This is a genomic window from Rhizobium sp. BK098 (assembly GCF_014193155.1).
In the GTDB taxonomy this organism is placed as follows: Bacteria; Pseudomonadota; Alphaproteobacteria; order Rhizobiales; family Rhizobiaceae; genus Rhizobium.
In genome coordinates this window covers 122696-136336 of record NZ_JACHYY010000003.1, presented here as the reverse complement: position 1 = coordinate 136336, position 13641 = coordinate 122696, and the positions used below count along the sequence as shown (strand labels likewise).

17 protein-coding genes are annotated in these 13641 nt (G+C 60.2%); 8 read left to right on the top strand and 9 right to left on the bottom strand.

The window, feature by feature from the left end:
- Positions 1 to 31: 31 nt before the first annotated feature.
- The 7 genes from atzF to FHT73_RS09920 are packed head-to-tail and all read right to left on the bottom strand — an operon-like array spanning position 32 to position 7270.
- Positions 32 to 1870: an allophanate hydrolase gene (atzF, locus tag FHT73_RS09950; protein WP_183711304.1), complete on the bottom strand. Its 1839-nt coding sequence runs from the start codon at positions 1868 to 1870 to the stop codon at positions 32 to 34.
- Positions 1871 to 1881: 11 nt separating this feature from the next.
- Entirely contained in the window at positions 1882 to 2514 is a 633-nt protein-coding gene (locus FHT73_RS09945) for a cysteine hydrolase (protein WP_183711302.1), read from the bottom strand.
- On the bottom strand, positions 2507 to 3178 hold the full coding sequence (locus FHT73_RS09940) for an isochorismatase family cysteine hydrolase (RefSeq protein WP_183711300.1): 672 nt from the start codon (positions 3176 to 3178) through the stop codon (positions 2507 to 2509). The genes FHT73_RS09945 and FHT73_RS09940 overlap by 8 nt, the downstream gene beginning before the upstream one ends.
- Positions 3175 to 3786 (bottom strand): HAD family phosphatase, encoded by a 612-nt coding sequence (locus FHT73_RS09935; RefSeq protein ID WP_112608497.1) that lies wholly within the window; start codon positions 3784 to 3786, stop codon positions 3175 to 3177. Before FHT73_RS09935 ends, FHT73_RS09940 begins: the two co-directional genes overlap by 4 nt.
- Complete coding sequence (locus FHT73_RS09930) at positions 3783 to 5270, bottom strand: FGGY-family carbohydrate kinase (RefSeq protein ID WP_183711298.1); 1488 nt, start codon at positions 5268 to 5270, stop codon at positions 3783 to 3785. Before FHT73_RS09930 ends, FHT73_RS09935 begins: the two co-directional genes overlap by 4 nt.
- A gap of 14 nt (positions 5271 to 5284) precedes the next feature.
- Positions 5285 to 6448 (bottom strand): sn-glycerol-3-phosphate ABC transporter ATP-binding protein UgpC, encoded by a 1164-nt coding sequence (gene ugpC, locus FHT73_RS09925; protein WP_183711296.1) that lies wholly within the window; start codon positions 6446 to 6448, stop codon positions 5285 to 5287.
- A 42-nt stretch (positions 6449 to 6490) separates the two neighbouring features.
- Positions 6491 to 7270 (bottom strand): SDR family NAD(P)-dependent oxidoreductase, encoded by a 780-nt coding sequence (locus FHT73_RS09920; RefSeq protein WP_183711294.1) that lies wholly within the window; start codon positions 7268 to 7270, stop codon positions 6491 to 6493.
- A gap of 186 nt (positions 7271 to 7456) precedes the next feature.
- Here FHT73_RS09920 and FHT73_RS09915 point away from each other — a divergent pair, with 186 nt between their 5' ends.
- Together FHT73_RS09915 and FHT73_RS09910 are read left to right on the top strand one after the other, a co-directional pair.
- On the top strand, positions 7457 to 8311 hold the full coding sequence (locus FHT73_RS09915) for a DeoR/GlpR family DNA-binding transcription regulator (RefSeq protein WP_112608489.1): 855 nt from the start codon (positions 7457 to 7459) through the stop codon (positions 8309 to 8311).
- A gap of 54 nt (positions 8312 to 8365) precedes the next feature.
- Positions 8366 to 9166, top strand: coding sequence for a BtpA/SgcQ family protein (locus FHT73_RS09910; protein ID WP_112608487.1), 801 nt, complete (start codon positions 8366 to 8368; stop codon positions 9164 to 9166).
- A 202-nt stretch (positions 9167 to 9368) separates the two neighbouring features.
- Here the strand turns inward: FHT73_RS09910 and FHT73_RS09905 are convergent, their stop codons facing one another.
- Positions 9369 to 9509, bottom strand: a complete 141-nt coding sequence (locus FHT73_RS09905) for a hypothetical protein (RefSeq protein ID WP_162708051.1) — start codon at positions 9507 to 9509, stop codon at positions 9369 to 9371.
- Between the two features lie 39 nt (positions 9510 to 9548).
- Positions 9549 to 10397 (bottom strand): oxidoreductase, encoded by an 849-nt coding sequence (locus tag FHT73_RS09900; protein WP_112608485.1) that lies wholly within the window; start codon positions 10395 to 10397, stop codon positions 9549 to 9551.
- A 192-nt stretch (positions 10398 to 10589) separates the two neighbouring features.
- On the opposite strand from FHT73_RS09900, the gene FHT73_RS09895 reads away from it, so the two are divergent.
- From FHT73_RS09895 to FHT73_RS09870, 6 genes are all read left to right on the top strand, one after another.
- Positions 10590 to 11528: an AraC family transcriptional regulator gene (locus tag FHT73_RS09895; RefSeq protein ID WP_183711292.1), complete on the top strand. Its 939-nt coding sequence runs from the start codon at positions 10590 to 10592 to the stop codon at positions 11526 to 11528.
- Between the two features lie 84 nt (positions 11529 to 11612).
- Positions 11613 to 11975 carry a hypothetical protein gene (locus FHT73_RS09890; RefSeq protein ID WP_210290319.1) on the top strand — a complete coding sequence of 121 codons (363 nt, stop codon included), beginning with the start codon at positions 11613 to 11615 and terminating at the stop codon, positions 11973 to 11975.
- Positions 11976 to 12513: 538 nt separating this feature from the next.
- Positions 12514 to 12723 carry a cold-shock protein gene (locus tag FHT73_RS09885; RefSeq protein WP_075852595.1) on the top strand — a complete coding sequence of 70 codons (210 nt, stop codon included), beginning with the start codon at positions 12514 to 12516 and terminating at the stop codon, positions 12721 to 12723.
- Positions 12724 to 12833: 110 nt separating this feature from the next.
- Entirely contained in the window at positions 12834 to 13115 is a 282-nt protein-coding gene (locus FHT73_RS09880; RefSeq protein ID WP_112608481.1) for a cold-shock protein, read from the top strand.
- Between the two features lie 28 nt (positions 13116 to 13143).
- Entirely contained in the window at positions 13144 to 13386 is a 243-nt protein-coding gene (gene rpsU / locus FHT73_RS09875; RefSeq protein WP_112608479.1) for a 30S ribosomal protein S21, read from the top strand.
- Positions 13387 to 13429: 43 nt separating this feature from the next.
- Entirely contained in the window at positions 13430 to 13633 is a 204-nt protein-coding gene (locus FHT73_RS09870; RefSeq protein ID WP_112608477.1) for a hypothetical protein, read from the top strand.
- The last annotated feature ends 8 nt before the right edge of the window (positions 13634 to 13641 follow it).

Below are 13641 nucleotides of genomic sequence, written 5' to 3'. Positions count from 1 at the left end.
TTTACCGGAAACCCTCCCCCGAGAACCTTTCTCAGGCCGCTTTCGAAGCTAGGTAATTCTTCCAGCCGGCATGCGCCGTAATGTCGATCGCGCCGTCCAACGCTACGGTCTCGCAGAGAAAGCCGGATACCTGGCGACCGTTCTCAAGCGCGAGCTTACCGATCCCCAGCGGCTGCGGAATGCGCTCGACGAAATCGGCAAAGCCTGCAAGCGGCAGTGACCAGATCTCGACCTCGATGCCCGGCCCCTTGGCGCTTGGATCGCGAACGAGACCCGGCTTGGCCGGTGTCGTGCCGGTGAGCGCATAAAGCCGATAATCACCTGTCGTGCGGGTCTGGCCACGGAATACGCCGCCGCGCTCCGTCAGTTCATGATTGAGCGGCATGCCGGACAGATGTGCGCCGACAACGGCAATCTCGCGGTGACCGGCCGGAATTTCCGTTGGTGCGCCATAGGCCGGATAGGGATTGAGGTTCATGCCAAGCCCGATACCGGCGCGACGGTGGAATTCGGCCGCGATCGCCGCCGCTTTCGCTTCAGCCATGCCGGGGGCGAGGAAGGTGACACCCGAGGGCAGCCCATCGGCGCGGAAACCATTCGGTACGGCGATCCCGCAAAGGCCCATCAGATTGACGAAATTGGTATAGATGCCGAGCCGCGCATTGAGCGCGATCGGATCGGCGAGAATCTCGCTTTTGCGATAGATCGTCGGCGTCGTCGGCACCAGAAGCACTTCGATGTCGTCCCAGATCGGGCGTGTCGCGCATTTCAACTCGGCGATGCGGTGAATGGCGCGGAACGTATCGAGGGATGAATATTGCCCGCTGTTTTCGAGGATCTTCTTTGTCACCGGATGGATCGCGTCGCCATGCTGGGCCAGCACCTTGTCGAGACTGAGCGCGCGCTCCGAAATCCATGGGCCTTCATAGAGAATGCGCTGGGTTTCCTCAAACGCGGCGAAATCGACCTCGACCGCCGTGCCGCCCATGGCATCCAGTCGTTTGATGGCTTCCTGGAACAGCCGCTCCGCCTCGCTGTCGCCGAAGAAGCGAAGCGAAGCGCCAGCTGGAACGCCGAAGCGGAACTTCGGCGGGGCCGACCGCATGTCGAGCGCGACATGATCGGCCTCGGGCTTGGAAAAGGGATAGGTCGGATCGTATCCGGTGATGATGCGCATGACCGCCATGCCATCCTCCACCGTCAGCGCGAAGACGGATACGGTCTCGATCGTCTTCACGCAGCCGCCGCCCGATACGCAGGCATTACTGACAATGCCCGGCGTCGGCTTGATCCCGACGATATTGTTGAAGCCCGCTGGCACGCGGCCGGAGCCGGCAGCGTCGTTGGCGATGGAGAAGCTGGAAAGCCCGGCCGCCACCGAAACGCCCGAGCCGGAACTGGAACCGCCGGAAATATAGTCATCGTTGAACACCGACGAGCATGCACCATACGGCGTGCGCATGCCGACAAGGCCGATGCCGAACTGGTCCATATTGGTCTTGCCGATCAGGATCGCACCATTGTCGAAAAGGCGCGTCACGGCCTGACCGGTGCTTTCAGCGATATAGGCCCCCTCTTTCAGCGCGTTGGTCGTCGGCAGGCCGATAACGTCGTTGCAATCCTTGATCGAAAAAGGAATGCCCCAGAGAGGACGGCCGTCATAGCCGGAATTCTCCAGCTTCTCGGCCGCTCTCAGCGCATCGGCGCGGGAGACGAGATAGATCCAAACATGGTCCTCCCCCCGCGCCTCGATCCGATCATAGATCGCATTGACGACCGTGGAAGGCTTGAGCTGACCTGAAGCATAGGCAGCAGTCAGCGTATGGAAGTCGAGGCTGCCGGTCTCGGCCGGCCAGTGAAAATCAGACATGTCGATCCTCTTCAGGTCGGGATGGGCGCCCTCAGCGACGAGAACAGTTGATCCGAGCGCGCCACGGTGCCGAAAAGCCCGTTGCCGAAGACGGTTATGCGCAATTGCCCGGCATGACGGGCATCCGTCGTTCCCTTGCAAGCATCGGAAACGGCGATGCATTCGAAACCCATGTCGTTGGCAGCACGCTGGGTCGCGTGCAGTAGGCCTTCGGTTGGAATACCGGCCAGCACCAGATTGCGGATGCCGCGCCGTCGCAACCAGGCATCGAGCCCGGTCGAATAGAAGGCGTTGTCGCCCGCATGATCGAAGATCGAAGCCTCCACCCGCAGGCCGAGCGTGTCTGAAAGCTCCCATTCCGGCGTCCCCGGCGCAAAGACCGGATCGCCCATGGCCGCGCGGCGCGCGGCAACCGGGGAAAGCGCCTCGCTGCGGCCGCGCCGGCTCGCAATCACCGGCAGGCCGGCCTCCTGGGCGCGTGCGATCAACCTTGCCGCGACAGCGGCCTCCGGCTCCGCTCCCAGTGCGGCGATCGTACCGTTCTGAAACCCCAGAATGAGAAGCGCACTGTCGGCGGCGCTCCATTGCCCATCGAAGGGCCAGGAATAGGGAGTGGCGGCAATGCCGGCGAAGCTATCAGCCATGAAGCGCCTCCATGGCGGCACGGAAGCCCGCGAGATCGGACACCATCCCCCAGCGCCCGCCGAAGGCTTTCAGGATATCCATCGTCGCTTCGTGATTAGCCGTTTCGACCGCGGCTGTGCAATCTTCGAGAATGACGCATTCGTAACCGCGCTCGAAGCCGTCGCGGAAGGTCGATTGCACGCAGCAATCCGAGGTGACGCCGATGACGATGAGATGGGTGATGCCTTGAGCCTTCAGCTGCGCATCGAAATCGGTCGCATGGAAACTCGACTTACCCGGCTTGTCGATCACCGTTTCGCCGGTAAGCGGCACAAGTTCCGGAACGATTTCGAAGCCGGGTTCGCCGCGCACGAGGATGCGCCCCGAAGCACCTTCATCGCCGATGCCGAGCCCATGGATGCGGGTACGCCATTGCTTGTTAGCGGGCAGATCCGATAGGTCCGGCTTGTGGCCCTCCCGGGTATGGAAGACGGCGAGGCCCGCGTCCCGTGCGATTGCCAGAGCCTCCGCAACGGCCGGAATGACAGAGCGCGTATTGTTAATATCTTCGCCCAATTGATCGACCCACCCGCCCGGCGCACAGAAATCGACCTGCATGTCAATCACGACGAGCGCCGCTTTTGCTGCGCGTTCAGGCGGGCTGCATGGCCAGAAATTCGTCATGCGCGAAGTCTCCGCTCCTCGACGAGGTCGAGGATCGCCGAGAAATCGGTGAAATCCGCGCCATAGCGCAGCACCGGCATGCCCGCCGCCCGCGCCGACGCCGCGCCCACGACGCTATCCTCGACGGCCAGCATTTGCGAAGCATCAAGGCCAAGACGCTCGCAGGCAAGCCGATAGGGCTCGGGATCAGGCTTGCCATGCATCACATCCTCGCGCCCGATCGCAAAGGCCATCGCGCGGTCGAGCCCCATGGCCTTGAGATTGGCCTCGACAATGCGGCGAGACGAGTTGGAAACCGCGCATTGAGCAAGCCCCGCCGCAGCAAGCACAAGCACCGTCTCCGGCGCACCCGCCATCGGCTGCAACTCCGCGGTCCGCTCAATATAGGCCTCGACAATCTCGGAGTTCCAGGTCTCGGGGCGAAGTCCGGGCGGATAGAGCGGTGCGAGCACCGTCCAGACATCACTCATTGCCACCCCGATGAAACGCGTATCATCGGCCGCGATGTTGACGCCATGGCGCTCCGAGACGGCCATCAGCGCCTTATGGTGAACCGGTTCGCTGTCGATCAGCGTCCCGTCGACATCCCAGGCAATTGCCTTGATCATGGCTGGCCTTCACGCTCGAAGAAGGGTTTCAGCGACCGGTAGAGATCGCGGTAGTCGGCATAGATCCGGTCACCGGCGGTAACACCTTCGGGCGAAGGCTGCAGCACCGCGCCAAAACGCACGGAAGCCGCGGCATCGTCCCATGCTGCAATGCCGGAGCCTGCCGCCGCCACCCAGGCCGCGCCAATCGACGAACCGAAGGCGTCGGACAAGACATGAACCGGCTGACCGCAGATATCGGCGACGATCTGCATCCAGACGAGGCTTCGGCTTCCCCCGTCGGAGGCGATCAGCCGTGTTGCCGGGCGCCCGGTTTCCGCAAGCACATCGAGATGATGGCGGAAGCCGCAGGCAATCGCCTCCAGCACCGCGCGCCACATATGGCCGCGCGCGTGACCGAGACTGAGGCCCGTGATTGTACCGCGCGCCAACGGGTCATGAATCGGTGTCTTCTCGCCCAGAAAATAGGGCAGTGCGCGCACGCCGTCCGCGCCAGCTGGGACGGTCGCCGCTTCTTGGTCAAGCCGCTTTAAAACATCGTCGCTTTCCGAGCCACCGATGAGGGCGGCAAGCCACCTGAGAAGCGAGCCTGAGGAAGCCATGCAGCCGTTCGGCGCATAAAGGCCGGGAACGAGATGGTAATCAAGGAAAAGCCGGCGGTCGGGCTCCGGCCAGCCGGCAATGGCGATGATGTCGCCTGCCCCACCAAATTTGAGGAGGACATCACCGGCCTGCGTCAGGCCAGCTGCTAGCGCAGAGGCGATATGGTCGGCGGCTCCACCGAAGACAGGCAGGCCTTCCGGCAGGCCGGTCAGTTCCGCCGCTTCCGCCGTCACCGCGCCGATGACCTCATGCGATGCGACCAGCTCCGGCAGGACGCCGGGACGAAGCCCCGACAACGCCACAAGGTCGTCCGCAATCCGGTGATCGTCAAGATCGATGAAGCCCGCTTCAAGCGCCCAGTTGCGCTCGACCGTCAGACGGCCGGTCAGGTGCATGTTGATGAAATCATAGGAGCCGAGGACATGGGCGATCCGGCCATAGACATCCAGCTCATGCGCCCTCAGCCATTGCAGTTTCGGGGCGACCAATTGTTGGGTCAGGCCCTGGCCGGTGCGGCTAAGGAAGCGCTCCTCGTTCAACGCCGCTTTCATGGCTTCGACTTCCGCCCCACAACGCGCGTCACTCTGCTGGATGCTCGGGCGCAGTACGCGGCGTGCGCGATCGAGCAGCACCACAGCCGGCAGCATTCCGGTGACGCAGACACCGGCAAGTTCGCATCCTTCAGGCAGGCGCGCGATCATCTCCCGCACCACGACCTGCGTGTTCGCCCACCATTGCCCGGGATCGGCCTCGGCAAAGCCGGGATGCGGCGAGGACAAGCGCGAGGGGCGCGAGGCCGAGGCCAGTGGCTCGCCGGCCTCCGACATCGCTACCGCGATCGTCGAGGTCGTGCCGATATCGATGCCGATGAATACGGGCATGGCGGAAGAACCTTTCAGTCGCGGATCGCGTTTTCGGTCTCGGCGTCGAAGAAATGCAGTTCTGCGGGATTGACCGACAAGGATAGCGTCTCGCCGAGGCGAAGCGCATACGTGGCCGGAACAGAGGCACGCAACCGAGGGCCGGAAAGCGAAACCTCGTCGGCTTCCGCCGTCACCTCCTCCAGCTTGCCGGCCCCGCCAATATCAAGATGGACGAGTTTCGTGGCACCGAAATCCTCAATGAAGGCAATCGTTCCTTCAATACGCCCGAAACCAGAATCGACGGTATCCGCGGCGCTCAACGCCTCGGCCCGTACGCCGACAATGATCTCCTTGCCGACATGACGCACAAGTGCCGGACGCCTGGCAATGACAGGCTCGGGCACCGGCAGGCCGAACCCACCGGCAGCAGCAGCCAGACCGCCCTCGCCGACCACCAGCGTCGCTTTCAGGAAGTTCATCGACGGCGTGCCGATGAAGCCGGCAACGAAGAGATTGGCGGGCGTGTCGTAAAGCGCACGCGGCGTGCCGAGCTGCTGCAAAGCGCCAGCGCGCATCACGGCGACGCGATCACCCATGGTCATGGCCTCGATCTGATCATGCGTGACGTAGACGGTGGTAATACCGCTCAACTTCTGCAGCCGGGCGATTTCGGCCCGCATCTGGCCGCGCAGCCGTGCGTCGAGATTGCTCAAAGGTTCGTCCATCAGAAACGCCTTGGGCGCGCGCACCAGCGCCCGGCCCATCGCCACGCGCTGTCGCTGACCGCCTGAAAGCTGCCCTGGCTTGCGGCCGAGATAGGCATCGAGTTCGAGAAGCTTGGCCGTGTCCCTGACCTTGCGGTCGATCTCCGTCTTGCCGACGCCGCGCACGGACAAGCCGAAGCCGATATTCTCGGCGACCGTCATATGCGGATAAAGCGCGTAGGACTGGAAGACCATCGCGATATCGCGATCGCGGGGTGCAAGGCCGTTGGCAACGGTATCGCCAACCAACAGGCGACCGCCGGTGATATCCTCAAGACCCGCAATCATTCGGAGAGCGGTCGACTTACCGCAGCCGCTCGGGCCGACTAGAACCAGAAACTCACCATCCTCGATAGTGAGATCGAGGTGCTGGATTGCCGCATATCCGTCCGGATAACGTTTTTCCACTCCCTCAAAGACGATGGATGCCATGATCTCTCCGATATGATGCGGCTTGGGCGGCCGGCTTGCCCGTCAGGTCATATAGACGCCGCCAGTGACATTGACGCCCTGGCCGGTCATGAAACGGGCGGAATCCGAGCAGAGGAAAACGACGACATCGGCGACGTCCTCGGGCGTCTCCAGTCGTCCGAGCGGCGTCTGGGCGATGTAGTCTTCAACGACACGTTCAGGACTGACGCTGCGCAGTTTGGCTTCCCAATCGATCTCGCGCTCCTGCATGCCGGTCTTGACGAAACCCGGGCAGACGGCATTGACGCGGATGCCTTTCGAGGCCAATTCGCGGGCAAGCGCCTGCGTCCAGCCGAGAACGGCGAACTTGCTGGCAGAGTAATGCGCCAGCAGCGGCGCACCGACCTTTGCGGCAAGCGAGGCCGTGTTGACAATTACCCCCTGACCCTGCGCCACGAAGCGGCGCGCAGCGATCTGGTTCGTCAGAAAGATGCCGCGTGTATTGACGTCAAAGTTGAAATCCCACTCCTCGTCGGTGATCTCCAGCGCATGCTGCATGGTGGAGACACCGGCATTGGCAATCAGTATATCGTAGCCGCCCATGATATCGGCTGCTTGTTCGAACGTCTTTTCCACGAAGGAACGTGAGCGAACATCGATCTCCAGAGCGTGGCCGGAAATCGACTGTGCGACTGTGTTCGCCGCGTCCAGATTGATGTCGCAAATGGTGATCTTGACGCCTTGTTTCGCCAGCGCCCGCGCGATTGCGCGGCCTATTCCACTGCCCCCGCCGGTGACGATGGCCTTTAAACCCTCGAGTTCCGCAAATTTCGGATGTCCCACGAACCATGTCTCCGACCAAAAGAACACGTCGATCATATAGCAACAAAAACGTACAAATCAATCGAAATTTATGTTTGAATTTGTTCGCTTTCTGAGTTAAGCACTGATCATGTAATGGGAGGACTGGACTTCGGGTGTATGCGGCCGCAATCACCCAGCCGCCTTTTCTAAATGAAAGACAGACCAATGACCGCAGGCCATGACGCTGAAACGCAGACAATCGAAAGGACGAAAGTTCTTGCGCGCACGCGCCGCGCCTTCATTTTAGATGCGGTGGCCGAAACGGGCGCCGTATCCGTCACGGAAATTGCTGCGCAGCTCGGCGTGTCCGAAATGACTGTGCGGCGCGACCTGACCGAACTGGAAAAGGAAGGACGGCTTGCCCGCACCCATGGCGGAGCAGTAAGCACCGACCTTACCACAATTGTCGAACCCGGCCTTTCAGCAACCACCTCGCGCCTCAACGAGCCGACCTTTCAGGCCCGTCTTGCCAAGAACGCATTGCCGAAGCGGTTGATCGCGGAAGCGGCAGCGCAGGTCGCTTCCGGACTTCGCACCATCGCGCTGGATGTCGGCACGACAACGTTCCTGCTTGCCCGGTTGCTCGCCGGCCAGCAGCATGTAAAGTTCTTCACCAACAGCGTGCGCAACGCTACCCAGCTTGGCGAAGGCCTGGCGGAAGTCTACCTGCCGGGTGGGCGCATGAGAAACGATGAATTGTCGATTTCCAATGCGACGGCGATTTCCCAGTTCGAAGCACTTTGGTTCGACATCGCCTTTGTCGGCGTTTCCGGACTGACGTCGGATGGTATTTATGACTATTCCTTCGATGATACGGAGATGAAGCGCGTCTATCTCCGCCGCTCGACAAAGAAGGTCGTTCTCTGCGACGCATCGAAATTCGATTGCATGTCGCTCGTCCACATCGCGCCGCTTTCACAATTCGACATGCTGATCACCAATGCATCGCCGCCGCCCGAACTGGCCGAAGCGCTTGAGGCTGCCAAGGTCGAAGTGATGGTCGCCGGCTCGCCCTCCTGAAACATCCGGTTTGTGAAAACACGCTTTCTCTAACGCTCAATTTCGGAGCTTTCGATGGTTTTTGAATTTTTTGGTGACAAGAAGAAGGTCGTCATCGCCATGGCGCATATCGGCGCCCTGCCCGGTTCGCCGAATTATGATCCGAAAGCCGGCGTCTCGAAGCTCATCGACGACGTGATGGAAGATATTCGCGCGCTGCAGGAAGGCGGTGTCGATGCCATCATGTTTGGCAACGAGAATGACCGGCCTTACGAGTTGAAGGCGCCTCCGGAAGGTATTGCTGCGATGACGGCGATCGTCCAGGCTGCGAAGGCGGAGCTCAAGATTCCCTTCGGCGTCAACTATCTCTGGGATCCGACAGCCAGCGTTGCCATCGGTGCCGCCACCGGCGCAAGCTTCGTGCGTGAGATCTTCACCGGCGTCTTCGCCTCCGACATGGGTATCTGGGCGCCGGATTGCGCGACGCCGGCACGGCTGCGCGCCAGGCTCGGCCGCACCGACATGAAGATGCTGTTCAACATCAATGCGGAATTCGCCCATTCGCTCGACCAGCGCCCGATCGAACTCCGCGCAAAGAGCGCCGTGTTTTCCTCGCTGGCCGATGCCATCCTTGTATCCGGCCCGCTGACCGGCCAGCCGGTCGATCAGTCCGGCCTGCGCAAGGTCTGTGAAGCCGTGACGGATGTTCCCGTTTTCGCCAATACGGGCGTCAACAAGGATAATGTCACCGGCATCCTCTCCTGCGCCAGCGGCGTCGTCATCGGTACTCATTTCAAATATGAGGGCAATACCTGGAACAAGGTCGAGCCCGCCCGCGTCAAGCGCTTCATGGACGTCGTCAGCACTATTCGCTGACGACGCTCTGGCTCAAAAGTCTCCGTCTTACAAAGTCATGAGTGGAGTGACGATGTGGACGCCTCCACACCAGCGACGGAGCCCACATACGGAAGTACCCGAGGAGGAAGCTTGGAAAATCATCATAGTTCCAATCTCTTCGCGAGCTCGGCGGTTTCTGAGAGGGGCGTCCGCGCGGATACACGGCCGACCCTATTTATCATCATGAAGCAATCCTGATTTCCATCAGAGTCTGCCTCTTATTCGCCATGACCTGCTCAATCGCCGCTTCCAGCGAACAGGCCGACAATCTTTCAAGCTGGCAGCCGTGCGGTCGCTGGCTGCAGCGGGTATCGAACGTCATTTTCTCCTGCCGAAATACAAGCACGCGTGATCACGGGTATCATCTTTGAAACTCAGGAAAATCGGCGCTGCGGGTCACATCGCTCCACTCGTCGAAATTCTTCCGAAGTGTTTCAAGGCGCTTGTAGGCCAGATCCAGAGCAGAGCCTCCCAAGAGGAGCCGCAGGGGAGGCGCTTTCGATTCAACTGCCATCTGGATAGCCGCTGCGGCGCGGGCGGGATCGCCCGGCTGATTGCCGGAAACCGCCTTCGTCGATATCCGACGCTTTCCTGCCGTCTCGGCATAATCATCAATGACGATGGGAGATTCCGCCATCGAGCTTCCAGCCCAGTTGGTGCGAAATGCGCCGGGTTCTACAATGGTTACCTTGATGCCGAGCGGAGCGACCTCCTGGGCGAGAGACTCTGAAACGGCCTCGACTGCAAATTTTGTGGCGTGGTAGTAACCGGTCGCCGCGAATGCCATGAGCCCGCCAAGCGAAGAGACGTTTACAATATGACCGCTTCTGCGCGCCCGCATGGCAGGCAGGGCTTCTTTCGTAACATCGATGAGCCCGAAGAGGTTGGTGCCGAACTGGCTGCGAACACCTTCCTCGTCTCCCTCTTCGATCGCTGCGAGATAGCCGTAGCCGGCATTGTTGACGAGAACGTCGATCTGACCGAACGTCGAGAGCGTTTCGGCAATAGCGCTCCTGATCGTCGAGCGGTCGGTGACATCGACTTTCAACGCGAGCGCTTGCTTCTTGAACTGGTTGGCGAGCCCGGCCAGTTGCGCGGGATTCCTTGCCGTCAGGACCACCCGGTAACCGAGACCAAGCACGTGTTTTGCGATCTCGAAGCCGAGGCCATTCGAGGCGCCGGTAATGAACCATACGGGTTTATTCGTCATTTTCGATCATCCTTCTGATTTGCTAACGCACATGGCTGCAGAGCCGATGTCAGGACCGGTTGCCTTTGACGAAAGATACAAACCGGAGAACGGGCGCGTTATGGCGAAACACCCAATCTTTCGTACGATCCTACCAAATCTCCTGCCACAGCCTATATTGGAGGCTCTGCCGGGAGATCGTGGAGGAACGGGTTGAGTATCAAGGAAGAGCTTGTCGCGATCATTGATCGACACGCTGCCGCGCCGAAACAAAAAACCCCAATCGCTGGTCTTTCGATCTTCAGGGTCGAAGCACCGACCCTTCCTGTTGAGAGCATTTACACTCCCCGCCTCTGCGTTGTGATCCAGGGCCGAAAGGAAATTTTGCTGGGCGGTCGCGCGTTCGAAGTTGATGACACGCAATACTTCGTCGCTTCAGTGAATTTGCCGGTTTCGGCCCGGATAACCGCCGCTTCCAGCGACCACCCGCATTATGCACTCTCATTTGAACTTAACCGGCAGGACCTGGCCGAACTGCTTCCGAATGTCGCGGTCCGCCCCGCTGCAGCGCACAGAGAGGGTCTGTCGCTAGGGCGGCAGACAGAAGACATCTTGGGCGCACTTCATCGCCTCATACTGCTTCTCAACCACCCGGAGGATCTGCCCGCGCTTCTCAAGCCAGCAACGACTGAACTCTATTACCGGCTTCTCCGGAGTGAGCATGGTGCAACATTAAGAGACTACGCCACAATGGACACGAGGATCGCCCAGATTGGGAGGGTCACCTCGTGGATAAAGGAGCATTACAATAAGCCTATGACGATCGGCCTGCTTGCCGACCTCGCAGGCATGAGTGCGACATCACTTCATCGCCATTTCAAGGCGACAACACTGATGACGCCGCTTGAATATAGGACGCATGTCAGGCTTCAGGAGGCGCGCAAACGCTTGCTGACCGGCGGATCGAGTGCCCGAACAGTCGGCTTCGAGGTCGGCTATGACAGCCAGACGCAGTTCACGCGTGAGTACAGACGCTTGTTCGGCCGGCCACCCGTCCGGGACGCCGCCTATCTGAGGGGCATCGGACCGTCTAAACCTGCCCGACAAATTGGCGTGACGGAAGCGCCAGTGGAGCGCCCGTTAAAGATCTGAGCGAGTGGTGTCTTTCAACGATGAGATCTAAGCTTCAATTGACCCGTTCTGCAGCTGGATGGCTGGTACGCCGAGAACCATCTCATGGCGCTACCGGCAGCGCTTGAGCACGGCGCCTTCGTCGGCGCTGCGAAAGACGGACGCTTTTCGTCCGCGGCGCGGCAGGACTATGCCGAGGCCGCGGCTGTGGTGTTGGCGACTGATGAGCGTGCCGGGAAGACCTATGAGCTTGCAGCCAACCAGGCCTTTACCCTTGCCGAGCTTGCCGCGGAGGTCTCGCGGCAGTCGGGCAAGGCGATCGTCTACAACGATCTTTCCGAGGCCGCCTATCGCGATGTGCTGACGCGCGCCGGCCTGCCGGCCGATCTCGCTGCGCTTCTGGCCGATGCCGACACGCAGCCTCGCATGGAGCGTTGTTCGACGACGGAGGCGCTCTTGGTCGGCTGATCGGTCGTCCAACCACATCGATGCAGAGCCTCGTCGCGACGGCTTTACGCGGCGAACGACATCGGGACGTTGCTCGGTCACCTTGATTGGCCGCGGACCGATTGAGCCGCAGGTTGCCAAGGTGATCGAGTCGGCCGCCGAGTCACCACGAGCTCCAGGCTTCCGATCAAGCTGGTCCGTATCCCCGGCTCAAGAGAACCTTTGAAAGTGACGATGAAGCAGCCTTCGCGGAGAAGACAAGCCAATCCCAGGTCAGTTCTCAGCGCAAATCAACAGCGCCTGCCGATGATCGTGAAATCATGCATCACTTCGACCCGATGGCAGCGGCGGTTCGACAAGCATCGCGACCTGCCGAAAACCTTGTCTTCCGCAGCCTCTGTTGCCAATATTTCAATTTAACCTATATAAGGTCTATCGACCATTGCTTGCGACATCGTCGAGGAGCCTCTGTGCCCTCGCCGGATTTCCTCTCAAATAATCGATCTAATCCCGCAAGGTATCGCGGGGCAAACAACGATTGCTATGAAAGGAAATCGTTATGAACACTGGTACAGTAAAGTGGTTTAACTCCACCAAGGGCTTCGGCTTCATTCAGCCTGATGATGGCAGCACGGACGTTTTCGTCCATATCTCCGCGGTAGAGCGCGCCGGCATGCGTTCGCTCAACGATGGTCAGAAGATCACTTACGACATCGTGCAGGATCGTAGATCCGGCAAGAGTTCGGCTGACAATCTTCGGGCCGCATAAGTTTGTCACGGCTTTGTGCGACCACGGATGTACTGGCGCGCTGAAACCATGACCGAGGAAGGTCGGGATACGTCCCGGCCTTTTGTTTTTCATTTCGAACGGAGAACGACATGGCAAATGGTCGTTACCGGCCGGGCGACAGCATCGTCCTGAAGCCTGGAATTTTCGGAAACGCCCAGCCGGCTGGCCGCATCGTGTCTGTGCTGCCTGTGTCACAGGGCGTTGTCCATTATCGCGTCCGCTTCCAAAGTGAGAATTTCGAGCGGAGCGTCCGTCAGGACGATATCGATGCCGGGGCGTCACCATCGTCGCTTTCACCGGCGCAAGCCGAGATATCGCAAACATCGAAATCGAGCTGGATCAACTCGAATTCAATCCGCACCAAGAAATAAACCCAGCGCGAGCTGAGAAGGAGAAGTTTTGCAGGTTCTGGTCAGAGACAACAACGTCGATCAAGCACTCCGCGTTCTGAAAAAGAAATTGCAGCGCGAAGGCGTATTTCGGGAAATGAAAGCCCGCAGCGCCTATGAAAAGCCGTCCGAAAAGCGCGCTCGCGAAAAGGGCGAGGCGGTCCGCCGCGCGCGGAAGCTTGCCCGTAAGCAGGCACAACGCGAAGGCTTGCTGCCGGCGCCGAAGAAGAAAGTCATGGCGCGAGCTCACTGACGTCCAGCGTCTTTTGGAACGCGCCTGCTGAAACGGAGGAAGCATGACAAAGACGAAAGACAATCTGTTCAAGCCTGAAAAATTGTCAGCGCAAACCAAGTCCGAACAGACGACGTCGATTGCCAAGGATATCCTGGCCGATGAGGCCTCCGCTCGACAGAAGAAGACGGACAGGCTTCGCGCGCTTCGTTTGGCGCAGGAGCCTGCGCCAGCGCCGAAAGCAAAAAAGAAAGACAGGAAGGGATAGCGGTTGTC

Excerpts from the sequence above, each read along its gene's own strand:
- FHT73_RS09915 (WP_112608489.1), top strand. The coding sequence starts at position 7,457 with ATGACCGCAGGCCATGACGCTGAAACGCAGACAATCGAAAGGACGAAA.
- FHT73_RS09940 (WP_183711300.1), bottom strand. The coding sequence starts at position 3,178 with ATGACGAATTTCTGGCCATGCAGCCCGCCTGAACGCGCAGCAAAAGCG.
- FHT73_RS09900 (WP_112608485.1), bottom strand. The coding sequence starts at position 10,397 with ATGACGAATAAACCCGTATGGTTCATTACCGGCGCCTCGAATGGCCTC.
- FHT73_RS09935 (WP_112608497.1), bottom strand. The coding sequence starts at position 3,786 with ATGATCAAGGCAATTGCCTGGGATGTCGACGGGACGCTGATCGACAGC.
- ugpC (WP_183711296.1), bottom strand. The coding sequence starts at position 6,448 with ATGGCATCCATCGTCTTTGAGGGAGTGGAAAAACGTTATCCGGACGGA.
- FHT73_RS09905 (WP_162708051.1), bottom strand. The coding sequence starts at position 9,509 with ATGACGTTCGATACCCGCTGCAGCCAGCGACCGCACGGCTGCCAGCTT.
- FHT73_RS09910 (WP_112608487.1), top strand. The coding sequence starts at position 8,366 with ATGGTTTTTGAATTTTTTGGTGACAAGAAGAAGGTCGTCATCGCCATG.
- FHT73_RS09890 (WP_210290319.1), top strand. The coding sequence starts at position 11,613 with ATGGCGCTACCGGCAGCGCTTGAGCACGGCGCCTTCGTCGGCGCTGCG.
- FHT73_RS09945 (WP_183711302.1), bottom strand. The coding sequence starts at position 2,514 with ATGGCTGATAGCTTCGCCGGCATTGCCGCCACTCCCTATTCCTGGCCC.
- FHT73_RS09870 (WP_112608477.1), top strand. The coding sequence starts at position 13,430 with ATGACAAAGACGAAAGACAATCTGTTCAAGCCTGAAAAATTGTCAGCG.
- atzF (WP_183711304.1), bottom strand. The coding sequence starts at position 1,870 with ATGTCTGATTTTCACTGGCCGGCCGAGACCGGCAGCCTCGACTTCCAT.
- FHT73_RS09885 (WP_075852595.1), top strand. The coding sequence starts at position 12,514 with ATGAACACTGGTACAGTAAAGTGGTTTAACTCCACCAAGGGCTTCGGC.
- FHT73_RS09930 (WP_183711298.1), bottom strand. The coding sequence starts at position 5,270 with ATGCCCGTATTCATCGGCATCGATATCGGCACGACCTCGACGATCGCG.
- FHT73_RS09880 (WP_112608481.1), top strand. The coding sequence starts at position 12,834 with ATGGCAAATGGTCGTTACCGGCCGGGCGACAGCATCGTCCTGAAGCCT.